Below are 20,442 nucleotides of genomic sequence, written 5' to 3'. Positions count from 1 at the left end.
GGTGGGAGCTGTGGTGATCGGTCTCACAACCGAGCGTGCTACTTCTTCTGCGCTCGGACAACCCCCGGCAAGGTGACCATGCGGCTTGACCTCGCAAATGCGCCGCGAACGGTCCGTTCGTGGGGTATTTGCGGATACCGGACGATCATTATGTAGCGGGTCGAGAAAAGCTCCGGACTACTCCGACCGCCTTAACCGAACCGGTGAATCGGCGCCCGAATGGCCGCCTCAACCGTGAATACGCCCACTGAGTGCGGCGAGCCTCGCGCCACCGCCGCCCCACCGCAGCGAAATGATCTCCGCGGCGATGGAAACCGCCGTTTCCTCAGGGGTGCGCGCGCCGAGATCCAACCCGATCGGGGAGGACAGTTTTTCCAGTTCGTGCTCGTTCAGCCCCGCGTCACGCAGACGTGAAAACCTGTCATCGTGGGTCTTGCGGGAGCCCATCGCGCCGACATAACCGACATCAAGGCGCAAGGCGACTTCAAGCAGCGGGACGTCGAATTTCGGGTCGTGGGTGAGGACAGCGATCGCGGTACGGCGGTTGATACGACCGGCCTCGGCCTCGGCCTTGAGATACCGGTGCGGCCAGTCGACGACGACCTCGTGCGCGTCCGGGAATCGGCTGGCGGTGGCGAAAACCGGCCTGGCGTCGCAAACGGTGACTTGATAGCCGAGGTACGCGCCCATTTTCGCCATCGCGGTGGCGAAGTCGATCGCGCCGAACACCAGCATCCGGGGCGGGGGTTCGAAGGAGTTGATGAACACCGTCATGCCTTCACCGCGCCGCTGGCCGTCCGGGCCGTAGTGCAGCACGCCCGTGCGCCCCGTCGCGAGCAGGCCGCGGGCGTCGTCGGCGACGGCGTCGTTCATCCGCGACGAACCGAGCGTGCCGGAAGTCCGCTCGGGCCAGACGATCAGATGCCGCCCGACCAGTCCCGTGTCGACGTGCTCGACGACGGTGACCACGGCGACGGGCTGTCCGTTTTGGACCGCTTCGAACACCTCGCCCAGCTCCGGCATCGACTCGCTGTCGACCGGCTCGACGTAGATGTCGATGATCCCGCCGCAGGTCAGGCCCACGGCGAACGCGTCGTCGTCGGTGATGCCGTAGCGCTGGAGCACGGGCGCGCGGTCGGCCACGACCTGCTGCGCGAGCTCGTAGACCGCGCCTTCGACGCAGCCACCGGACACGCTGCCGGTGACCGTGCCGTCGTCGCCGACGAGCATCGCCGCCCCGGGATCCCTGGGAGCGGAGGAAAAGGTGGCCACGACGGTGCCCAGCCCGATGGTCTCGCCGGCGGACCAGCGGCGGTGCAACTCGTCCAGTACGTCACGCATTGCGGATCTCCACGAGCAGTCGTTCCAAGGTGGCCAAGCTGTGCCCGGCCAGCAGCTGATCGAGATGCGGGAGAGCGGCCGCGATGCCGGACTGAACCGGAGCGTAGCCGTCCCTTCCCGCATGCGGGTTCACCCAGAGTACGGCGTGGGCCAGTCGGCGCGTCCTGGCGAGCTGTTCGCCGAGCAGGCTGGGGTCGCCGCGCTCCCAGCCGTCGGAGAACACCGTCACCACCGCCTGCCTGGCCAGACCGCGTTGGCCCCAGCGGTCCAGAAACACCCGCAACGTCTCGCCGAGCCGGGTGCCGCCGGAGAAATCGGCGACCGTGGCCGCGGCGGCGAGCATCGCGCGCTCGGGGTCGCGCTGCCGCAGCTGGCGGGACACGCGCGTGAGCCGGGTACCGAGGGTGAAGACCTCGACGCTGCTCGGCGCACGCCGGACGACGACGTGCGCGAACCGCAGCAACGCGTCCGCGTACGGGCTCATCGAGCCGGAGACGTCGATGAGCAGTACGAGCCGACGTGGCCGCCGCGCGCGGTCGCGGTACGCCAGGCGCACGGGTTCACCGCCGCCCGCCAGCATTCCGCGCAGGGTGCGAGGCGGATCGAGCTTCCCGCGCTTCGCCGCGTGCTGGCGCATGGACCGGCGGACCGGCAGCTCCGGGCGCAGCACGGCGAGCAGCTCACGGAGATGCTCACGCTCGGCCTTGGACAGCTCGCCGAGGTCCCGGTGCCGAAGCACTTCGGTGTCGCTGGCGGCGGCTTTGAGCCGGTCGGGTTCGCTCTGGGAGTCGCCGCTCCCTTGCGGCGCGGCCGTCAGCGCGGCGATGCGGGCTTGTTTCGGCTGCTGGATCCGCGACTTCCCGCGCCGCGCGGGCTCGGCGTCGAACCACCGCGCGAACGCCTCCTCGTACTTCGGGAGATCGTCCGGATCCGCGCACAGCGTCAGCCTTCCGGCCCAGTAGACCTGCGTCTGGTCCCCGATGTCGAGCTCCTCGACGGCCGCGAGATACGCCTGGACGCGGTGCGCGTCACACGGCAAACCGGCCTCGCGCAACGCCGTGGCGAAGCCGACGAGACCGGGGATCGGATCAGGGGTCACCTAACCAGTGTGCGCCTGTTCGGGCGGTTGGGGTCAAGACGCGGGTCTGACGCCGGCCTCCCCGACCGACGCCAGACCGCGCTCTTCGCAGCGGCCGGACCGGATAGGGGGTCGGGCGCGAAGAATGGGAGAAATGTTTCAGTGGAATACGGGCGAGGGCCCGCATTCTCGTTCGGTGTTCCGCACAGGCCCTCCTCTCTCGTTTCCGTGAACCAAGAATGACTCACAATCCCCTGTGCCGCAACGCATTTAAGCGCCGACGGAAACCGGCGATCCCACCCACCGCGTCACCGCTTCAGCGAGCCCTGCCGAATCGCCGTCATCCGACGCCCAAGCCACGCAGCCGTCGGGACGGACGAACATCCCGGTCAGCGTTTCCTTACCGGACAACGAAACCACCGCAACTCGATCGCCGAGCCCAGCCACGGTTCCCCGCAATTCAGCCGAATCCCCGAAATCGAACAGCACGGCCCGTCCGTCGGCGAAATGCTCGCCGACCCAGCTGCCGTCCGAAAGCTCGAAGTCCGGGGTTCGCTTACCCACCAAGGAATGTGACCCCTCCAGCCGGTAACGCTGTTCCATCCCGGCGATCATCTTGATGAAGTACTCGTTGCCGTCGCCGGTGTCCATCAGCTCGGAAACCACGTCCCGCAGCGCGGAGGTGAGCGGATCCGGCCGCATCAGCGCCACCTGCGCCCGCGTGACCTCGAGGACACGCGCGCCGATCGGGTGCCGCTCCGCGGTGTAGGTGTCGAGCAGGCCTTCCGGCGCCCAGCCACGCAGGGTCGCGGCGAGTTTCCAGCCGAGGTTCACCGCGTCGCCCAGCCCGAGGTTGAGTCCCTGCCCGCCGAACGGCGAGTGCACGTGGGCGGCGTCGCCCGCCAGCAGGACACGTCCGTGCCGGTAAGTCGTTGCCTGGCGGGCGTTGTCGGTGAACCTGGTCGCCGAGTAGACCTCTTCGATCGTGACGTCCGTGCCGCTGACGTGCCGCAGGCTGGTCTGCAGTTCTTCGGTGGTGATCGGGGCGTCGCGGTCGACCGGCGGGCCGTCGAACTCAACGGTCAGGATCCGCTCCGGCATCGGCCCGGCGACGAGCATGCCGACCGGTGTCCGGTTCCAGCCTCGCGGCAGTTTGCCCGGGTCATCGAGCTTGACCAGCGCCTGATGTCCGGTGATCGTCGCGTCGGTGCCGGGGAACTCGATCCCGGCGAGCTTGCGGACGGTGCTGCGGCCGCCGTCGCAGCCGATCAGATAGCCGACCTGGAGTTGCCTATCCGGCAGTTCGACGACCACACCGGTTTCATCCTGCTCGAACCCGATCACCTCCACCCCGCGCAGGACTTCAATGCCCAGTTCAGCGGCTCGCCCCGCGAGAATCCGCTCGAGTTCCTGTTGCGGTACAAGGGTGATCGCCGCATTCTCGTTGATCCGCAGATCGGGATCGGCGGGATCCAGCCGCGTCGGGTCGAGCTTGAACAGCCCCGCGAAGTGGCCGCCGATCTTCTTCATCCGCTGCTGGAGTGCCGCGAGCTCAGCGGGTTCGGGCATTGGTTTCCCGCCGAGGAACTGCGCGAACGTCCGCTGCCGCACCTCCGCGAGCGCCGGGGCGAATCCGCGCCGGGACAGCGCTTCCGCCGCGGGCAGCGTGATCGAACCCGCTTTGATCGTCAGGTCCGGCTCGGCCAGCCGCTCGACGACCAGCGTCGAAACCCCGCGCAACCCCAGCTCACAAGCCAGCATCAGCCCTACCGGTCCGCCGCCGGAGATCATCGCTTCGTAGTCCATGCCACCATCGTGGCGAGAAACTTGTACCGAGTCAATGTTTAGGTTCGATATAGGATGAGCAGATGGACAAACCGGGCCTCCGTGAACGCAAGAAGGAAGCGACCCGTCGGCGGATCTCCGACATCGCCACCGGGCTGTTCGCCCTGCGCGGCTTCGACAACGTGACGGTCGCCGAGGTCGCCGAAGCCGCCGAGGTCTCGAAGATGACCGTCTTCAACTACTTCCCGCGCAAGGAAGACCTCTTCTGGGACCGCCAGACCGATCGGCTGACCACGCTGGAGGCGGCCGTCCGCGAGCGGGCGCCCGGCGAGTCCGTGCCCGCGGCGCTGCGCCGCTACCACCACGAACTGCTCACGAGCGGGCATCCGCTGTCCGGCGTGGTCGAGAACATCTACTGGTTCATGAAGATCGTCCGCGCGAGTCCCGCGCTGATGACCCGCGCGCTGGAGTTCGACCACGAGATCGAGGAAACCCTTGTCCGTGTGCTGGCCGACGAGGTCACCGACGACGTCCGCGCGCGGCTGATCGCCGGGCAGCTCGCCGCGGCGATGGGCTCGATCTACAGCATCGCCATCGACAGGATGCTCGAAGTCGGCGACGTCGAGCAGGTCCGCCGCGAGCAGGTGGAGGTCATCGACACCGCTTTCGACCTGCTCGAAAACGGCATGGGCGCGTACGGCTCGTGAGCGACCGCAGGTTTCTCCTGACCCAGCGTGGGTCGTGAGTGGCAACAAGTGTTAGAACACTCGTAGCCACTCACGAGCCACGCTGGGTCAGGAGAGCAGGGCGTCCAGTTTCGCGCGGACGCGGTCGAGGTCTTCGCTGTACTTCAGCACTGTCCCGAGTGTCCGGGCCGCCGATGCCGCGTCCAGCTCGTCGCGGCCGAGGGTCAACAGGGCGTTGGCCCAGTCGAGCGACTCGGCGACGCCGGGCGCCTTGAGCAGTTCCATCTGGCGCAGCCGGTGCACCGCGCTCGCGACCTGGTTCGCGAGCCGCTCGCCGAGCAGCGGCATCCGGCGGCGCAGGATCGCGACTTCCTGCGCGAGGTCGGGGTGTTCGAGCCAGTGGTAGAGGCAGCGGCGCTTGAGCGCGTCGTGGACCTCACGGGTCCGGTTGGAGGTCAGCACGACCAGCGGCGGTTGCGCGGCACGGACTTCGCCCAGCTCGGGGATGGTGACGGCGTTCTCGTCGAGCAGCTGCAACAGAAAGGCTTCGAACTCGTCGTCGGCGCGGTCGATCTCGTCGATCAGCAGCACGCAGGGCGCTTCGGTCAACGCACGCAGCAGCGGCCGGGCCAGCAGGAACCGCTCGGTGTAGAGCGACTGCTCGGCGGCTTCGACGTCCAGGTGCCCGTCGCCGGCGGCTTCGAGCGCGCGCAGGTGCAGCAGCTGGCGCGGGAAGTCCCACTCGTACAACGCCTGCGCCGCGTCGATGCCTTCGTGACACTGCAAGCGGATCAGCGGCAGCTTCAGTGATTGCGACAGCGCGAGCGCCAACGCCGTCTTTCCGGTGCCCGGCTCGCCCTCGCAGAACAACGGCCGTTGCATCCGCATGGCCAGGAACGCGGCCGTCGCGACGCCGTCGTCGGCGAGGTATCCAACACTGTCGAGAGTCTTCGCCAGCTCAGCGGGCGAACTGATCGCTTCCGTCACGTCCCTGACACTAGATCCTTAAGTCACTTGGTGCGTCGACATCGCGGCCGCTGCCGAGGTCACCGCACTCGACGAGACGAAGATCTTCCCTGGTCGCGAGCCAATCGCGGGCGCCACGATCTCCTTGCGCGCTCTCCCCGATCTCGCTCCACCACCGCCGTCCGAGCAACACCGGATGGCCGGGTTCGCCGTCGTAACTCGCCCGCGCGACAACGTCCGGGGAAGCCAGTTCGCCCAGCCGCGAAAGGACCTCCGGCCCCACCCAGGGAAGATCCACGAGATGCACCAGCACCGCGTCGACGTCCAACTCACGGACGGCTTCGAGTCCGGTTCGCAGTGACGCGCCCATCCCCGTGGCCCAGTCTTCGGAGTACACGGCGATCGACGGGTCCGGCAGCAGCGCGCGGGCGTCCTCGGCCTGCGCGCCCAGCACCACGCGCACCGGCGCGCAGCCGCCGTCCGACAACGTCCGCAACGCGCGCAGCACCATCGGCTCCCCGTCGACGTCGACGAGTGCCTTCGGCCGCCCGAACCTCCGCCCGGCGCCCGCCGCGAGCAGCAGCCCGGCTACCTCAGCCACGCTTGGCCCTGGCGGGCGGCGCGAGCGCGAGATCGGCTTCGATCCGTTGCGCGGTGATGAGCAGCGGCGGCACGAGTTCGTTCCGCACCGACTCGGCGGTGGTGCGGCTGGCGTGCGTGGACAGGTTGACCGCGGCGATCACCATGCCCTTGCGGTCACGGATCGGCGCGGCGACCGAGCGCAGGCCTTCTTCGAGTTCCTGGTCGACCATCGCCCAACCCTGTCGCGTGACCTGCGCGAGCTCGGCCCGCACGGCATCCGGGGAAGTGAGCGTGCGCGGCGTGAGCCTGTCCAGCCGCGCGGCACTGAGGTACGTCGTCAGCTCGTCGTCCGTCAAGCCGGCCAGCAGGACGTGGCCCATCGATGTGGCGTACGCGGGGAAGCGGGTACCGACGTTGATCGTCACGGTCATGATCCGCGAAACCGCCACGCGGGCGACGTAGACGATGTCGGTGCCTTCGAGGACCGACACCGAGCTCGACTCGTGGACTTCGGAAGACAGGTTTTCCAAATGCGGCTGCGCGACTTCGGGCAGCGAAAAGCTGGACAGATACGAGTAACCGAGTTCGAGCACCCGCGCGGTGAGCGAGAAGTACTTGCCGTCGCTACGGACGTAACCGAGATCCGCCAGCGTCAGCAGGAAGCGCCGCGCGGCCGCCCGGGTCAACCCCGTCGACCGCGCCACATCGCTCAGCGTCAGCTCGGGCGCGTCGGTGTGGAACGCCTTGATCACGGCCAGTCCCCGTTCCAAGGACTGGACATGATGGGCGCCGCGCTCGGCTACTTCGTCGGTCATGGCTCAAACACTATCGGGCGACCGGGGCTGGGCCGAGGGTTCACCCAGCTCAGCCAGCACTCGCTGGGCGATCGCCGTGGCGGCGTTCGCCGCGGGCACTCCCGCGTAGACGCCGGTATGTACGAGGATTTCGGCGATTTCCGCCGCGGTGAGCCCATGGTGAATGGCCGCGCGGACGTGCATCGCGATCTCGTCGTGGCAGTGCAACGCGGTGAGCGCGGTGAGCGTCACGATGCTGCGGGTGCGGCGGTCCAAGACGTCACGGGTCCACGCCGAGCCCCAGGCCGCGCGGTTGATGTAATCCTGGAAGGGCTGGGAAAAGTCGGTGGTCTTGGCGATCGCGCGGTCGACGTGCTCGTCGCCGAGGACCTCGCGGCGCACCTTGATGCCCGCTTCGTAAAGTTCGTCGCTGTTCATGCCGCCTTCAGGTGTTCAAGTATCAACTGTGTGAAGCGCGAGGACTGCTCGACGTTGCCGAGATGAGCCGCGCCTTCGACGATTTCCAGGCGTGCGCCGGGGATCGCGTCGGCGATGCGCTGCCCGTGGTCGGGCGGGGTCGCCCGGTCTTCGGTGCCGGAGATCACCAACGTCGGCGCGGAGATCTTCGGCAGGTCGCCGGTGAGGTCCATACGCTCGATCGCGCCGCAGCACGCGGCGTAGCCCTCGTCGGAGGTGTCGGTGACCATCTGGCGGAGGTAGTCGACCCGTTCGGGGTGCATCCGGTGGTAGGCCGGCGTGACCCAGCGCGAGACGATGGCTTCCGCGATCGACCCGGTGCCGTCGGCCCGGACCTTGCGGGCGCGCTCGGCCCAGCTCTCCGGCGGGCCGAGCTTCGCCGACGTGCAGCAAAGCACGAGCGACGCGATCCTTTTGGACGCGTTCGCCCCGGCCCACATGCCGGTCATCCCGCCCAGTGACAGCCCGACGACGTGCGCGCGCGGCACGTCGAGCGTGTCGAGCAGCTCGATCAGGTCACCGCCGAGGTCGGCGATCGAGTAGGGCGCCGCCGGAACCGGGGAATCGCCGTGCCCGCGGTGGTCGTAGCGCACCACGCGGAACCCGTTCTCCGCCAACGGTTCCGCCTGGAGTTCCCACATCCGCAGGTCACTGCCGAGCGAGCCGCTGAAGACGACGACCTCGCCGCCTTCGGGCCCCTCGGCGACATAATTGACGTTCATGCATTCTCCCTGTGCGCTGCCAAAGCACGCTCGACGAACACGCCCGCGCTGCCCAGATATCCCACCGGGTCCAGGAGCTCCCTGATCTCGGCGCGGTCAAGATGCTTACCCACCAACGGATCCGCCGCCAGCAGGTCGGCCAAGTCGCCTTCGCCCGCGACGGACCGCTTGCAGCACTCGGTCACGGCGTCGTGCGCGGCCAGCCGTCCGGTGCGCGAAACCAGCACGCCCGTGACGCGCTCGGCGAGGAGCACGCCGCCGGTGCGCTCGAGGTTCTCCCGCATCCGGTCCGGGTCGACACGCAGCCGTTCGAGGCTCAGCCGCAGCCAGTGCACCGCCGATCCCGTGCTGCGCAAGAGTTCCGTGAACGGCCGCCATTCGGCGTGCCAGGCACCGGCGGCCCGCTGGTGTTCCTGTTCCATCGACGCGAGCAATGCCGCCACCAGTCCGGGTGCCTGCCGGGCGCCCGCCAGCGCGGACACCGCGGCGACGGGATTCCGCTTGTGCGGCATGGTCGACGACCCGCCACTCCCGGCCGGTCCCTGCTCGAAGACCTCGCCGACCTCGGTCTGCGCGAGCAGCGTGATCGTGCGCGCCACTCCGGCGACCACACCGGAAACAGTCCCGAGCGCTCCGGCGATGTCGGCGATCCGAGTCCGCTCGGTATGCCACGGCAGCACCGGTTCCGCGAGGCCAAGTCGTGAGCAGAACGCCGTGAGCACAGCCGGGCCCCGCTCGCCGAGCGAGGCGAGCGTGCCCACTGCGCCACCCAATTGCCCAGCGGGCTCCAGAGCTCGCAGCCGCGTGGCCACCGAGTCGAGCCCGGACAGCCACCCGGCCGCGGTGAAGCCGAACGTCAGCGGCAACGCCTGCTGCAGCAGCGTCCGTCCCACTTGAAGCGTCGAGACGTGCTCTTCCGCGAACGAAGCAGCCGCGTCGGCGCAGGCTTGGAGATCTTCGAGCAACGGCGCCAGCGCACGGGAAGCGACCAGCATCGCCGCGGTGTCCATGACGTCCTGGCTGGTCGCTCCGAAGTGGACATACCCGGCCGCGTCGCCGTGGACCTTCGCCGTCAGCGCGCGGACCAGCGCCGCGGCCGGATTCCCGACCCCGGTCGCGTGCTGCCCCAGCTCGGTGACGTCGTAATAGTCGACGTCACAGGCCTCGGCGATCGCGTTGGCGTGGGCGCGCTGGATCAACCCGGCATCGGCTTGGGCACCGGCCAGCGCGGCCTCGACGTCGAGCATCGCCCGCAGCCAGGCCCGGTCGCCGACCTCGGCGCGGACAGGCCCGGCGGCGAGCACACCATCGAATAACTCAGACATCAAAGAAGACTGTCTCGCCTTCGCCCTGCAAGCGCACATCGAAGCGGTAGCCACCACCGGACTTGACCGCGATCAGCGTGCTCCGCCGCTCCTCGGGAACCGACGCGAGCACCGGGTCCGAAGCGTCGTCGGCGAAGTAGATCCTGGTCACCACGCGGTGCAGCAGGCCTCGGGCGAACACCGAGACGTCGATATGCGGTGCCTGGCCCGGCAACGGCCCCGGCATGACCGTGCGGATCGAGTACGAGCCGTCGTTGTCGGTCGGGCAGCGGCCGAAGCCGCGGAACCCTTTGACCGCGCCGCGCGGGTCGTCGGGGTGGTCGAAGCGGCCGTTGGAGTCGGCCTGCCAGGTCTCGATCAGCGCGTCGGGCACGATCGCGCCGGCGCCGTCGAACACGGTGCCCCAGATCAGGATCTCCCCGGCGGTGCCCTCGGGCACCACGTCCGGCCCGTCTTCCCACGGCAGCCCGATCGAGAGGTACGGGCCGACGGTCTGCGAAGGGGTGCTCATTCGTCGTCGTCCTCTTCCTCGGCTTCGAACACGGAGCCCTCGCGGCCGCGCAAAACGATGTCGAACTCGAAGCCCAGCGCCCATTCCGGCAGCGTGCGGCTGAAGTCGAACTTCGAGATCATCCGCTGGCGGGCCTTCTCGTCGGGCACCGAGTTGAACACCGGGTCCTGGCTGAAGAGCGGGTCGTCCGGGAAATACATCTGGGTGACCAGCCGCTGCGTGAACGCGCTGCCGAACACCGAGAAGTGGATATGCGCCGGGCGCCAGGCGTTGTGGTGGTTCTTCCACGGGTACGCGCCGGGCTTGATGGTGGTGAACTCGTAGCGGCCTTCGTCGTCGGTCAGCGCGCGGCCGACCCCCGTGAAGTTCGGGTCGACCGGTGAGGGCCAGCGGTCCAGGTTGTGCCGGTAGCGGCCACCCGCGTTCGCCTGCCATATCTCGATGAGCGAGTTGCGCACCGGGCGGCCGTCGCCGTCGAGAAGCCGTCCGCCGACGATGATCCGCTGTCCCTGCGGCTCACCGGCGTGCTGGCGGGTGAGGTCGTTGTCCAGCTCGCCGAGGCGGCCGGGGCCGAGCACCGGGCCGGTGATCTCGGTGAGCTTCTGCGGCAGCAGGACCAACGGCTGCTTGGGATGGCGCAACGCCGTCGAGCCGTACCCGGGTGAGTCGAGCGGAGGTTGGGTGCCTTCCGGGTCTCGAAGGTATTGGGGGAGCTTGAGTTTGGTGGGGTTACCCATGAACGACAGCCTCCTACGCTTCGACGACGACGGCCAGGCCCTGGCCGACCCCGATACAGATGGCGGCGAGGCCCCAGCCTCCACCGCGGCGGCGCAGCTCGTGGACGAGCGAGCCGAGAATGCGGCCGCCCGACGCACCGAGCGGATGCCCGATGGCGATCGCGCCGCCGTTGACGTTCACGATCTCCGGGTCGAGCTTGGGCCATTCGGCCAGGCACGCAAGCGATTGCGCGGCGAAGGCCTCGTTGAGCTCGACGGCGGCGAGGTCTTCCCAGCCGATGCCGGCGCGCTCCAGCGCGATCTCCGCGGCCTTCACCGGGCCGATGCCGAAGACGTCCGGATCGACCCCGGCCGCACCTCGGCCCGCGATCCGGGCCAGCGGCGTCTTGCCGAGCCTGTCCGCGGTGGCCTGGTCACCCAGCAGCACCGCTGACGCGCCGTCGTTGAGGGGAGAGGAGTTCCCGGCCGTGATCGTCCCTTGTGGACGGAACGCGGGCTTGAGCTTGGCGAGCTTCTCCGGGCTGGAATCGGGCCGGATGCCTTCGTCCCGCGCGAGCTCGACACCGTCGACCGCGACGACGTGATCGTCGTAGAAGCCGTTTTCCCAGGCTTTGGCGGCATTGCGGTGGCTGCGCGCGGCGAACTCGTCCTGCGCGTCACGCCCGATGCCGTACCTTTCCGCGACCCGCTCGGTGGACTCCCCCAGCGAGATCGTCCACTGCTCGGGCATCTTCGGGTTGACCATGCGCCAGCCGAGCGTGCTGGAGTGCAGCGTCTGCGGCGCGGTCGGAAACGCCTTTTCCGGCTTGAGCAGGATGAACGGGGCACGGCTCATCGACTCGACGCCGCCCGCGACGACCATCGACGTGTCGCCGACGGCGATCGAGCGGCTGGCCTGCATCACCGCGTCGAGCCCGGATCCGCAGAGCCGGTTGACCGTGCTGCCGGGCACCGACGTCGGCCAGCCCGCGAGCAGCGACGCCATCCTGGCCACGTTGCGGTTGTCCTCACCGGCGCCGTTGGCGTCACCGAGGATCACTTCGTCCACTTCGGACGGATCGAGGCCGTTGCGCTCGCCGAGCGCGCGCAGGACACCGGCGGCGAGGTCGTCCGGCCGCACACCGGACAACGCGCCGCCGTAGCGCCCGAACGGGGTGCGGATGGCGTCGAGGACGAAAACTTCGGAGGTCATTCGCTCGCCTTCTTCAACTCGCGGAGGATCCGCAGTTCGGTTTCGGTCGGTTCCGGGGTGGCCGACAGGTTCTCGGCGACCTTGAGTTTCCACCCGGTCGCCGCGTGCACCTGCGCCAATTCCACACCCGGGTGCAGTTCGGTCAGCGTGAGTTCACTGGTTTCGAGGTCGGGCCGCATCAGGCCGAGGTCGGTGACGACCAGCGTCGGCCCGGCGCCACGCAGGCCGAGTCGCTCACGATCACCCTTGCCGGAACCGTGCCCGAACGACGTCACGAAGTCGACCTTGTCAACGAACGCGCGGCTGCTCTGGCGCAGCACGACGAACACCTCACGGCAGGACGCGGCGATCTCCGGCGCGCCGCCGGCACCCGGCAGGCGCACCTTCGGGTCGGCGTAGTCCGCGCCGATCACGGTGGTGTTGATGTTGCCGAACTTGTCGAGCTGCGCGGCGCCGAGGAAACCGACGTCGATCCGGCCGGGCTGCAGCCAGTAGTTGAACACCTCGGGCACGCTGACCACGGCGTCCGCGGTCTCGGCCAGCTCACCGTCCCCAATGGACAGTGGGAGGCGCGTCGGCTTGGCGCCCAGGCAACCCGACTCGTAGATCAGCGTCAGGTCCGGCGCGTGCGTGCGTCGCGCGAGGTTCGCCGCGGTGCTCGGCAGGCCGATCCCGACGAAACAGGACATGCCGTCGCGCAGCGCCCTGGCGGCGGCCACGCTCATCATCTCGTCCGAGCTGTAGTTCACGCCTTCACTCCCACGATCCCGGCCAGCCACTTGCCGAATTCTTCACGGTCCTTGCCGATCGCGTCCCAAGCTTGGTAGGCGCCGTTGTCGCGCTCGTAGTAGCCCGCCGCGTACGACGGCCTGGCGCCGAAAGGCACTTCCGCGACGGCGGTGACGGCCCAGTTCGGCAGGATGACCGCGCCCGGCTTGGGTTCGAGCTCGTCGACGATCTCCTCGACCGTGACCAGCGAACGCTTTGCCGCCAGCACGGCTTCCTTCTGCACTCCGGCGATGCCCCAGAGCTGGACGTTGCCCGCACGGTCCGCGCGCTGCGCGTGCACGATCGTCACGTCCGGGTTCAGCGCGGGCACGGCCGTCAGCTGCTCGCCGGTGAACGGGCAGGTGATCGGCTTGATCGTGTCGGTCTGCTTCGCGAGGTCGGTGCCGGTGTACCCGCGCAGCACCGCGAACGGCAGGCCCGACGCACCGGCCACGTACCTGTTCGCCATGCCCGCGTGGCTGTGCTCCTCGATCTCCAGCGGCACCGGCCAGGAATGCTGGACGGCGTCACGGAAACGGTGCAGCGAACCGACACCGGGGTTGCCGCCCCACGAGAAGATGAGCTTGCGCGCGCAGCCCGCGCCGATCATCTGGTCGTAGACGATGTCCGGGGTCATCCGCACTAGGGTCAGGTCCTTGCGGCCCTGGCGGATGATCTCGTGGCCGGCGGCGACCGGGATCAGATGCGTGAACCCCTCCAGTGCGACGACATCGCCGTCGTGGACCAATTCCGCGATCCCGTCAGCCAGCGACAGCACCTTCGCCATCCCGAGTCCCTTCGAAGTACTATTATGTTCGCATCTCGCACATAAGTTCTACATATGAACATATCACTTGCTGGGTGAACCGGGAAGGCCACATTAGGGTGGCCTCGTGCACTCATCGACGAGAATCGTGGTCACCAGGGAAATCCCGGACGCGGCCTTGAAGGTACTGCGGGACGCGGGCGAAGTCTGGATGTCGGACGCGGACCGCCCGCTGAGCCCTCAGGAACTCCGCGAGGCCGTCGCGGGCGCGTCGGCCGTGGTCGGCATGCTGCACGACCGGATCGACGCCTCGGTCGCCGACGCCGCCGGCCCGTCGCTGAAGGTCTTCGCGAACGTGGCCGTCGGGTACGACAACGTCGACGTCCCGGCGCTGGCCGAGCGCGGTGTCGTCGTCACCAACACCCCGGACGTGCTCACCGAAGCCACCGCGGACCTGACTTTCGGCCTGCTGCTCGCCGTCACCCGCCGCCTCTGCGAAGGCGACAGGCTGCTGAGGGCTGGCACTCCGTGGTCGTTCCACCTAGGGTTTCTCCTCGGTGCCGGGCTGCAGGGCAAGACCCTGGGGATCGTCGGGCTCGGCCAGATCGGCCAAGCCGTCGCACGCCGCGCGCTCGGGTTCGGCCTTCGGATCGTCTACACCGGACGGTCGCGGGTCGCCGAGGACGTCGAAAAATCGCTCGGCGCGCGGTATCTGCCCACGAACGAGCTGCTGGAAAGCGCCGACTTCGTCTCGCTGCATTGCCCGCTGACGCCGGAAACCCACCACCTCATCAACGCCGAAACGCTGCGCACGATGAAGTCGACCGCGTACCTGGTGAACACCACCAGGGGCCCGGTGGTGGACGAGGCCGCGCTGGCCGAGGCGCTCGCGGCGGGCCGGATAGCCGGTGCCGCACTGGATGTCTTCGAAAAGGAACCGGAGGTCGAACCTGCCTTGCTGACCATGGAAAACGTCGTCGTGACCCCTCATCTGGGTTCCGCGACAGTCGAAACCAGGACCGAAATGGCCCTGCTCGCCGCCCGCAACGTCGTGTCGGTGCTCGCCGGGAACGGCCCGCTCAACGAGGTGCGCCCGTGACGCGCGTGGTGATCGCCCCTGACAAGTTCAAGGGCAGCGTGACCGCGGTCGAAGCCGCTGAAGCCATCGCGCTCGGTGTGCGGGACGCCTTGCCCGACGCCGAAATCGAGACCTGCCCGGTCGCCGACGGCGGTGAGGGCACGCTCGACGTCCTGTACGCGGCGGGCGCACATGCGGTCGACGTCCGGGTCAGCGGCCCGCTCGAAACGCCCGTCGACGCCCGGTACGCGGTGCTCGACGGCACCGCGTACATCGAATCGGCACGGGCCTGCGGTATCGAGTTCGTCGAGCCCTCGCCGAGCGTGTCGCTGCGCGCGAGCACCTGGGGCGTCGGCGAACTGATGGCACACGCGCTCGACGGCGGCGCGAAACGGCTCGTCCTGACCGTCGGCGGAACGGCCAGCACCGATGGCGGCGCGGGCATGCTGATGGCACTCGGGGCCACGGTGCTGGACGGCTCGGGCGCGCCGATCGGCCTCGGCGGCGGGCCACTGCACGAGGTCACGGAAGTCGATCTGTCCGCGGTCACCGCGCGTCTCGCGGGGGTGAGCGTCGGCGTCGCGACAGACGTCACGAACCCGCTCCTCGGCGAGAAGGGCGCGGCGGCGGTCTTCGGGCCGCAGAAGGGCGCGCGTGCCGAAGAGGTCGCCGAACTGGAGGAAGCGCTGACGGCGTGGTCGGACGCGCTGCAGGTGGCGGGTGCGCCGGACGTCTCGGACATCCCCGGTGCCGGGGCGGGCGGCGGGATCGCCGGAGCCGCCATCGCGGGGCTCGGGGCGACTCTGGAATCCGGTTTCGACCTGGTCGTCGAACTCACCGGCATCGACGACGCCCTCGAGCGGGCCGACCTGGTGATCACCGGTGAAGGTTCGCTCGACGTCCAGAGTCTCGACGGCAAAGCGCCGGCGGGCATCGCGAAACGCGCCGGCGCCCGCGGGATCCCGTTGCTGGCGATCGCCGGGCGGATCCAGCTGGACGAAGCCCAGCTGGCCGGGCTCGGCGTCGTCGGGAGCCGCGCGCTGATCGAGCACGCACCTTCGCTGGCACACGCCCAGGAACACGCGGCGGAACTGCTCCGCGAGCAGGCCGCCGATCTCGTCCGCTCCTGGGCCGAAACCCGCTGAACCCAGCGGAGCCCCTGGGGAATGTGTCGACACATTCCCCAGGGCTCGGCGTGGGTCCGGCTAGTTCGTCTCGGACTTCTGGATGACGGCGAAGTTCAGCTGACCTTCTTCATCCGGCTGAACATCGAGGATCTTGTCGTCGAGGATCTCCGCCGCCTTGGGCTCGATGAACACCTTGGCGCCGGGACTGGTGCCGACCACCTGGTCGCCCTCCTCGGGCGCGGGGGCGACGGACACCGCGAGCTGCGCGCCCTCGTCGACAGCGGCCTGCAAAGCGAAACGGAGCCCGCCGGCTTCCTGCTGCCCCTCCTGCGCGGTGAGGGCGCTGATCGCTTCGGCTGCGGCTTCGGTCATGGCGAGCATATTCGGCCTTTCCATAAGGTCGTAGGTCTTTCGAAAGTGATTACAGACGTGTGGCTTCTTCGGGTACGACCGGTTCCACGTCCGGAGTCAGGTCGTCGATCGAATCATCGAGCTCGTCCGCGGGGGTTATCGCGAGAGGCCGCTCGGGCATTTCGCCCGGTTCGACGTCAGGCCGCTCTTCGCTGAGCTTCTGCTCCAGGCTCTCGCCTTCGCGTACTTCCTCCGCCGTCGTGCCGTAACGCTCAGCAGCGCTCCACTGTTCAGGCGGGTCAACACCTTCCTCCAGCGGATCCGCCGCCAGTTCGTCTTCGTCGAGCCCCTCGGTGGCGCTCAGGATCTCCGGCTCGGCAGCGTCGCCGTCGCTCACACGGACCTCCTCGGGTTAGGGGCTTCACCTTCTCTGGCCTACCCGGGCCGCGCGACGGTGAAACACGCCCACGTCACGCGCCTTGCCTTGCCACTGCTCAACCGCTCCGTTACCGTCAAGTCAACGGTTGAGCACACAGCCGAACCGGAAACGGGCGTCGCCAGCACGCCACACCGGGGCTGTCGCATCCCCTGTCTGTGGTCTGTCGCTCCGTGGTGAGCCCGCTTCTCGCGTATGTGCGACGCCGAAAGAAGTGCCTCCAATGACGAATACAGACTTCCCCGTTCGCAGAACGAACACCCAGATTCCCGCTCAGAGCGGACAGCCGGAGATCGTGAAGTCGAACCCGACCGACCTGGCCATCACCCTCGGGCACACCGCAGAAGGCGTTCCCGTGCTCCGGGTCTCCGGTGAGGTCGACATGCGCACCGCTCCCGCGCTTCGACTCGAGGTCGACCGGGCGATCGCGCGTCGCCCGATGCTGGTCTTGGACCTGACCGGAGTCGAGTTCCTCGCGTCTGCGGGGCTGTCGATCCTGATCGAACTCACTCGCCGCGCTCCGGAGACCGGGCTGCGCTGGGGAGCGGTCGCCACGGGACGCGCGGTGCTTCGGCCCCTGGAGGCCGTCGGGATGCTTTCGGTGATCCCGGTTTACCCGACCGTGACCGACGCTGTGGCAGCTGTCAACGCTGGTCAGCCCTGATTATTCCGGATCCGGCTTGTCGTGGGCGTCACAGTTTTTCAGCACGTTAAATAGCTTCACAAAACTGTGAATCCGAGTAACGTGGCGGTTATGACCACTGTCGGCTTGGTGGCGTCCACTCGGCCACTGAGCCGCGGGACCCACACCCCACACCACGAACTGGGCCAGCACGCCGCCTGGTACGTGGTCGCGGGGGTGATCACCACTGGAGCACAGTCCGCGCTGTTCCTGATGCTGCAGCCGCCGGTCGGCTCACAGGTGGCGAACCTGATGGCGATCGCGCTGACGACGGTCGCCAACACCGAGTTCCACCGGCGGGTCACCTTCGCCGGTCGTCCGAGCGAGGCAGGCAAGCGCCACCTGCAGGACTTCTTGACCTTCCTCTTCTACGCCGGATACGGCTCGATCGTCCTGGCCTCGCTCGACGCGGTCGTCGGCAACCCGAGCGCGTGGATGCAGACCGTGGTGCTTTTCGCGGCCAGCGGTGTCGGCGGGGCCATCCGGTTCGTAGTACTCCGTTGGTGGGTCTTCGCAGCTCGGCACTAGCCTCGGGTCGTGCCAGACCAGAACGAACCCGACTACCGCTTCACGCTCGCCAACGAGCGCACCTTCCTGGCCTGGATCCGGACCGCGCTCGGACTGCTCGCCGGCGGCGTCGCCGTTCACCAGCTGATCCCGGAACCGACGTCGGTCCGCACGACGCTGGCGGTGCTCTGTGTCGCGCTCGCCGCGATACTCGCCGCGACCGGATATCCGCGCTGGCGGCGTGTGCAGGCGGCCATGTCCCGCGGCGAACCGCTGCCCAAGTCACCGATGATCCTCGTGCTCACCGCTGGCGTCCTGCTCATCACCGTGCTCGCCGCGGTGCTGGTGATCATCGGATGACCGATCGCGGGGCACAGGCCGAACGCACCGGAATGGCCTGGCAACGGACCGCACTCGCCGCCGCCGCTTGCGCCCTTCTTCTCTTACACTCCGCATCCACGCACAATTGGGGATTGTCGACCGTCCCGCCGGTCATGGCGGGCTGCACAGCCGTCACATTGGCTCTCGCGGGCTCGTATCGAGGCAGGCAGCTGCGCCGAATCGGACATCCTCCCGCGGCGGGCAAAATTATTTTGGCCACGACCTCGGTCATGGTGACCGCCACAGCACTCGCGACACTGCTCCTCGACTGAGGTTCCCGATCGGGAACGCGATCAACTCTCCGCACCACTTTGCAGCCCGAACCGTAATAAAAGACCCACGAATCCTGCGCAGCGGAGGCACCCGACCGCACCTAGTGACACGCAACTCCGAAAACTGAAACCCATGCTCACAGCGGGGCGAGTTCTCGGTCGAGTGAATTGCGATTAATCGCGGTACAGACCGGTATCGCGGCGGACCTGGCGGTTGCTGCGATCGGGGCATCTCTAGTTGAAATCTGGACTGTGGGTTGTTTGCGGCCTACGATTACACTCAGTCGCAGTGACGGCAGGTGAAGACAGATCTTATGGAGCACCTGCTGACCGAACGTTACTAAGCGTGGGCCCCCGACGGCGACTGTCGCAGGGTCGCCGGGGAGACGACCATGCGAGTCACGTCCGACACGACGCACGCGCCCCACTCGGTTTCTGCAGCGCCAGTCCACGGCTACACCCGGCCGGAAAACCTGCCTCGACCTGGGGGACGACTGACTAAAGAAGATCTTGACCCGCTTGTGCGCGAGGCCGGAAACGGTAATCCGGCAGCTGTTCAGGACCTTCTTCACATGATCGGCCCAGTCGTGGTCAGGTACTGCCGAGCCCGGATGGGTGGCCGTGACCTGTCCTATCTCTCCGCGGACGACGTCGCCCAGGAAGTCTGCCTGGCGGTATTAAAGGCGCTTCCGGATTATCAGGACCGCGGCGGCTCCTTCCTCTACCTCGTCCACGCGATCGCCGCCAACAAGGTCGCGGACGCCTACCGTTCTGTCTCCCGTGACCGCTCCGAGCCGGTACCGGAACTGCCCGAGCGCCCGCTGATCGAAAACGGCCCCGAGAGCCACGCGCTCCACATCGACCTCGGCGCCCGCCTCGGCAAGATCGTCGCCACCCTGCCCCGGATCCAGCAGGAGATCCTGGCACTGCGCATCGCCGTCGGGCTCTCCGCGTCGGAAACCGCCGAAGCACTCGGTATCTCCCCCGGGAACGTGCGGGTCACCCAGCATCGTGCCCTGACCCGGCTGCGCGGCATGGTCAGCCGGGAAGACGAGTTCTAGCCCATCCGGCCCAGCGCGCCTGCCCCCTTTTCCGGGCGCGGTCGAACCCGCTCTAAAGTTGACCGCAAAGCGGTTGAACAAACAGCCGCAGCGCGCCAAGCACCGCACTTCCCCAGCACCGCATCCGCCTGAGGCAAGGATGGGCTTGGCGTTCGCGCGAAGCGAAACGCTGCGTGCTGCGCTCACCGCAGACCTCCTCTGTTGTTGGTACCTGCCCGGTCGCCGCCGTTGCCGGTGTCGTTGTCGCGCGCCATGACAACCACCAAACGAGGGGGGCACGCATGGGCGGACAGCATCCCGAAGACACGCAGCAGCGCGTCGAGGACCTGCGCGAGGAATTGGACGGGCTGCGGCGGGCACTGCGCACACGGGCGACCATCGAGCAGGCCATGGGCGTGCTCATCGTTTCGCACCGATGCGCCCCGCAACAGGCGTTCAAGATCCTGGTCGGGCTTTCCCAGCAGCACAACGTCAAACTCCACCGGCTGGCCCAGCTGCTCGTGCGGCTCGCCGTCCACGTGCCGCCGGACCGGCTGGAATCGTTGCTGCTGCGGGCGGTGCGCACACCGTCGCTCGCCGACGACGACGGTGACGAGCCGGTCCGGCCGCTGTCGGACAGCGAACTGGTCGACCACGCGCGCGTCCTGGTCGACGCGGCCGACACCGTCGCCGCGCCCGCGGCGCTCACGGCACTCCATGAACTGCTGGTCAGCCGGGGCTGGATCCCGCCGTACGAAGTGCTCGCGGGGTTCACTTCGCCCGGCTCCTAGACTCCTTGCGAGAACGCGGTTTCGTGCCCAGCGGAGGAGAAGACGAT

25 protein-coding genes are annotated in these 20,442 nt (G+C 68.2%); 9 read left to right on the top strand and 16 right to left on the bottom strand.

Annotated elements, in window-relative coordinates; translation table 11 throughout:
- Positions 1-228 precede the first annotated feature (228 nt).
- The 3 genes from VGP60_RS26225 to VGP60_RS26215 form a co-directional block, all read right to left on the bottom strand.
- Entirely contained in the window at positions 229-1,341 is a 1,113-nt protein-coding gene (locus VGP60_RS26225; protein WP_327550759.1) for an XdhC/CoxI family protein, read from the bottom strand.
- The gene (locus VGP60_RS26220; protein WP_327550758.1) at positions 1,334-2,440 is read right to left on the bottom strand and encodes a vWA domain-containing protein; all 1,107 of its coding nucleotides are present in this window, start codon (positions 2,438-2,440) and stop codon (positions 1,334-1,336) included. The genes VGP60_RS26225 and VGP60_RS26220 overlap by 8 nt, the downstream gene beginning before the upstream one ends.
- A gap of 249 nt (positions 2,441-2,689) precedes the next feature.
- Positions 2,690-4,225: an FAD-dependent monooxygenase gene (locus VGP60_RS26215; protein ID WP_327550757.1), complete on the bottom strand. Its 1,536-nt coding sequence runs from the start codon at positions 4,223-4,225 to the stop codon at positions 2,690-2,692.
- A 62-nt stretch (positions 4,226-4,287) separates the two neighbouring features.
- Between VGP60_RS26215 and VGP60_RS26210 the strand changes: the two genes are divergently transcribed.
- Positions 4,288-4,911 carry a TetR/AcrR family transcriptional regulator gene (locus tag VGP60_RS26210; RefSeq protein ID WP_327550756.1) on the top strand — a complete coding sequence of 208 codons (624 nt, stop codon included), beginning with the start codon at positions 4,288-4,290 and terminating at the stop codon, positions 4,909-4,911.
- An 87-nt stretch (positions 4,912-4,998) separates the two neighbouring features.
- Here VGP60_RS26210 and VGP60_RS26205 read toward each other — a convergent pair whose 3' ends face one another.
- The 11 genes from VGP60_RS26205 to VGP60_RS26155 are packed head-to-tail and all read right to left on the bottom strand — an operon-like array spanning position 4,999 to position 13,751.
- Positions 4,999-5,877 (bottom strand): MoxR family ATPase, encoded by an 879-nt coding sequence (locus VGP60_RS26205; protein ID WP_327550755.1) that lies wholly within the window; start codon positions 5,875-5,877, stop codon positions 4,999-5,001.
- Positions 5,878-5,887: 10 nt separating this feature from the next.
- On the bottom strand, positions 5,888-6,457 hold the full coding sequence (locus tag VGP60_RS26200; protein WP_327550754.1) for a nucleotidyltransferase family protein: 570 nt from the start codon (positions 6,455-6,457) through the stop codon (positions 5,888-5,890).
- Complete coding sequence (locus VGP60_RS26195) at positions 6,450-7,253, bottom strand: IclR family transcriptional regulator domain-containing protein (RefSeq protein ID WP_327550753.1); 804 nt, start codon at positions 7,251-7,253, stop codon at positions 6,450-6,452. The genes VGP60_RS26200 and VGP60_RS26195 overlap by 8 nt, the downstream gene beginning before the upstream one ends.
- 3 nt (positions 7,254-7,256) lie before the next feature.
- Complete coding sequence (gene pcaC, locus VGP60_RS26190; RefSeq protein WP_327550752.1) at positions 7,257-7,670, bottom strand: 4-carboxymuconolactone decarboxylase; 414 nt, start codon at positions 7,668-7,670, stop codon at positions 7,257-7,259.
- Complete coding sequence (pcaD, locus tag VGP60_RS26185; RefSeq protein ID WP_327550751.1) at positions 7,667-8,431, bottom strand: 3-oxoadipate enol-lactonase; 765 nt, start codon at positions 8,429-8,431, stop codon at positions 7,667-7,669. Before pcaD ends, pcaC begins: the two co-directional genes overlap by 4 nt.
- On the bottom strand, positions 8,428-9,756 hold the full coding sequence (locus tag VGP60_RS26180; RefSeq protein WP_327550750.1) for an adenylosuccinate lyase family protein: 1,329 nt from the start codon (positions 9,754-9,756) through the stop codon (positions 8,428-8,430). The genes pcaD and VGP60_RS26180 overlap by 4 nt, the downstream gene beginning before the upstream one ends.
- On the bottom strand, positions 9,749-10,267 hold the full coding sequence (pcaG, locus tag VGP60_RS26175) for a protocatechuate 3,4-dioxygenase subunit alpha (protein WP_327550749.1): 519 nt from the start codon (positions 10,265-10,267) through the stop codon (positions 9,749-9,751). The genes VGP60_RS26180 and pcaG overlap by 8 nt, the downstream gene beginning before the upstream one ends.
- Complete coding sequence (gene pcaH, locus VGP60_RS26170; protein ID WP_327550748.1) at positions 10,264-11,004, bottom strand: protocatechuate 3,4-dioxygenase subunit beta; 741 nt, start codon at positions 11,002-11,004, stop codon at positions 10,264-10,266. The genes pcaG and pcaH overlap by 4 nt, the downstream gene beginning before the upstream one ends.
- A 13-nt stretch (positions 11,005-11,017) precedes the next feature.
- The gene (locus VGP60_RS26165) at positions 11,018-12,196 is read right to left on the bottom strand and encodes a thiolase family protein (protein ID WP_327550747.1); all 1,179 of its coding nucleotides are present in this window, start codon (positions 12,194-12,196) and stop codon (positions 11,018-11,020) included.
- Positions 12,193-12,924, bottom strand: a complete 732-nt coding sequence (locus tag VGP60_RS26160) for a CoA-transferase subunit beta (protein ID WP_327550769.1) — start codon at positions 12,922-12,924, stop codon at positions 12,193-12,195. The genes VGP60_RS26165 and VGP60_RS26160 overlap by 4 nt, the downstream gene beginning before the upstream one ends.
- 17 nt (positions 12,925-12,941) lie before the next feature.
- Complete coding sequence (locus VGP60_RS26155; protein WP_327550746.1) at positions 12,942-13,751, bottom strand: CoA transferase subunit A; 810 nt, start codon at positions 13,749-13,751, stop codon at positions 12,942-12,944.
- Positions 13,752-13,857: 106 nt separating this feature from the next.
- Between VGP60_RS26155 and VGP60_RS26150 the strand changes: the two genes are divergently transcribed.
- Both VGP60_RS26150 and VGP60_RS26145 read left to right on the top strand, forming a co-directional pair.
- The gene (locus tag VGP60_RS26150) at positions 13,858-14,829 is read left to right on the top strand and encodes a D-glycerate dehydrogenase (protein ID WP_327550745.1); all 972 of its coding nucleotides are present in this window, start codon (positions 13,858-13,860) and stop codon (positions 14,827-14,829) included.
- Positions 14,826-15,953: a glycerate kinase gene (locus tag VGP60_RS26145; protein WP_327550744.1), complete on the top strand. Its 1,128-nt coding sequence runs from the start codon at positions 14,826-14,828 to the stop codon at positions 15,951-15,953. Before VGP60_RS26150 ends, VGP60_RS26145 begins: the two co-directional genes overlap by 4 nt.
- Before the next feature lie 60 nt (positions 15,954-16,013).
- Here VGP60_RS26145 and VGP60_RS26140 read toward each other — a convergent pair whose 3' ends face one another.
- Positions 16,014-16,316 carry an iron-sulfur cluster biosynthesis protein gene (locus VGP60_RS26140; protein WP_327550768.1) on the bottom strand — a complete coding sequence of 101 codons (303 nt, stop codon included), beginning with the start codon at positions 16,314-16,316 and terminating at the stop codon, positions 16,014-16,016.
- Between the two features lie 40 nt (positions 16,317-16,356).
- Positions 16,357-16,683, bottom strand: a complete 327-nt coding sequence (locus VGP60_RS26135) for a hypothetical protein (protein WP_327550743.1) — start codon at positions 16,681-16,683, stop codon at positions 16,357-16,359.
- Between the two features lie 262 nt (positions 16,684-16,945).
- Here VGP60_RS26135 and VGP60_RS26130 point away from each other — a divergent pair, with 262 nt between their 5' ends.
- The 6 genes from VGP60_RS26130 (at position 16,946) to VGP60_RS26105 (ending at position 20,395) form a co-directional block, all read left to right on the top strand.
- Positions 16,946-17,386, top strand: coding sequence for an STAS domain-containing protein (locus tag VGP60_RS26130; protein ID WP_327550742.1), 441 nt, complete (start codon positions 16,946-16,948; stop codon positions 17,384-17,386).
- 90 nt (positions 17,387-17,476) lie between these two features.
- Complete coding sequence (locus tag VGP60_RS26125; RefSeq protein WP_327550741.1) at positions 17,477-17,932, top strand: GtrA family protein; 456 nt, start codon at positions 17,477-17,479, stop codon at positions 17,930-17,932.
- A 9-nt stretch (positions 17,933-17,941) separates the two neighbouring features.
- Positions 17,942-18,271, top strand: coding sequence for a YidH family protein (locus VGP60_RS26120; protein ID WP_327550740.1), 330 nt, complete (start codon positions 17,942-17,944; stop codon positions 18,269-18,271).
- Positions 18,268-18,564 (top strand): DUF202 domain-containing protein, encoded by a 297-nt coding sequence (locus VGP60_RS26115; protein WP_327550739.1) that lies wholly within the window; start codon positions 18,268-18,270, stop codon positions 18,562-18,564. Before VGP60_RS26120 ends, VGP60_RS26115 begins: the two co-directional genes overlap by 4 nt.
- A 392-nt stretch (positions 18,565-18,956) precedes the next feature.
- Entirely contained in the window at positions 18,957-19,625 is a 669-nt protein-coding gene (gene shbA / locus VGP60_RS26110; protein WP_327550738.1) for an RNA polymerase sigma factor ShbA, read from the top strand.
- Positions 19,626-19,906: 281 nt separating this feature from the next.
- Positions 19,907-20,395, top strand: a complete 489-nt coding sequence (locus tag VGP60_RS26105) for an ANTAR domain-containing protein (protein ID WP_327550737.1) — start codon at positions 19,907-19,909, stop codon at positions 20,393-20,395.
- Positions 20,396-20,442 lie beyond the last annotated feature (47 nt).

Source organism: Amycolatopsis sp. (assembly GCF_036008905.1).
Classification (GTDB): domain Bacteria; phylum Actinomycetota; class Actinomycetes; order Mycobacteriales; family Pseudonocardiaceae; genus Amycolatopsis.
Note: the sequence above shows the minus strand (reverse complement) of the source record. Positions and strands in the feature narration are given on the sequence as shown.

What these genes read in the sequence shown, in the direction of transcription:
- VGP60_RS26105 (WP_327550737.1), top strand. Translation starts at nt 19,907, where the DNA reads ATGGGCGGACAGCATCCCGAAGACACGCAGCAGCGCGTCGAGGACCTG.
- pcaC (WP_327550752.1), bottom strand. Translation starts at nt 7,670, where the DNA reads ATGAACAGCGACGAACTTTACGAAGCGGGCATCAAGGTGCGCCGCGAG.
- VGP60_RS26165 (WP_327550747.1), bottom strand. Translation starts at nt 12,196, where the DNA reads ATGACCTCCGAAGTTTTCGTCCTCGACGCCATCCGCACCCCGTTCGGG.
- VGP60_RS26125 (WP_327550741.1), top strand. Translation starts at nt 17,477, where the DNA reads ATGACCACTGTCGGCTTGGTGGCGTCCACTCGGCCACTGAGCCGCGGG.
- VGP60_RS26180 (WP_327550750.1), bottom strand. Translation starts at nt 9,756, where the DNA reads ATGTCTGAGTTATTCGATGGTGTGCTCGCCGCCGGGCCTGTCCGCGCC.
- VGP60_RS26130 (WP_327550742.1), top strand. Translation starts at nt 16,946, where the DNA reads ATGACGAATACAGACTTCCCCGTTCGCAGAACGAACACCCAGATTCCC.
- VGP60_RS26195 (WP_327550753.1), bottom strand. Translation starts at nt 7,253, where the DNA reads ATGACCGACGAAGTAGCCGAGCGCGGCGCCCATCATGTCCAGTCCTTG.
- pcaG (WP_327550749.1), bottom strand. Translation starts at nt 10,267, where the DNA reads ATGAGCACCCCTTCGCAGACCGTCGGCCCGTACCTCTCGATCGGGCTG.
- pcaH (WP_327550748.1), bottom strand. Translation starts at nt 11,004, where the DNA reads ATGGGTAACCCCACCAAACTCAAGCTCCCCCAATACCTTCGAGACCCG.
- VGP60_RS26140 (WP_327550768.1), bottom strand. Translation starts at nt 16,316, where the DNA reads ATGCTCGCCATGACCGAAGCCGCAGCCGAAGCGATCAGCGCCCTCACC.
- VGP60_RS26160 (WP_327550769.1), bottom strand. Translation starts at nt 12,924, where the DNA reads ATGATGAGCGTGGCCGCCGCCAGGGCGCTGCGCGACGGCATGTCCTGT.
- shbA (WP_327550738.1), top strand. Translation starts at nt 18,957, where the DNA reads ATGCGAGTCACGTCCGACACGACGCACGCGCCCCACTCGGTTTCTGCA.
- VGP60_RS26115 (WP_327550739.1), top strand. Translation starts at nt 18,268, where the DNA reads ATGACCGATCGCGGGGCACAGGCCGAACGCACCGGAATGGCCTGGCAA.
- VGP60_RS26155 (WP_327550746.1), bottom strand. Translation starts at nt 13,751, where the DNA reads ATGGCGAAGGTGCTGTCGCTGGCTGACGGGATCGCGGAATTGGTCCAC.
- pcaD (WP_327550751.1), bottom strand. Translation starts at nt 8,431, where the DNA reads ATGAACGTCAATTATGTCGCCGAGGGGCCCGAAGGCGGCGAGGTCGTC.
- VGP60_RS26210 (WP_327550756.1), top strand. Translation starts at nt 4,288, where the DNA reads ATGGACAAACCGGGCCTCCGTGAACGCAAGAAGGAAGCGACCCGTCGG.
- VGP60_RS26225 (WP_327550759.1), bottom strand. Translation starts at nt 1,341, where the DNA reads ATGCGTGACGTACTGGACGAGTTGCACCGCCGCTGGTCCGCCGGCGAG.
- VGP60_RS26215 (WP_327550757.1), bottom strand. Translation starts at nt 4,225, where the DNA reads ATGGACTACGAAGCGATGATCTCCGGCGGCGGACCGGTAGGGCTGATG.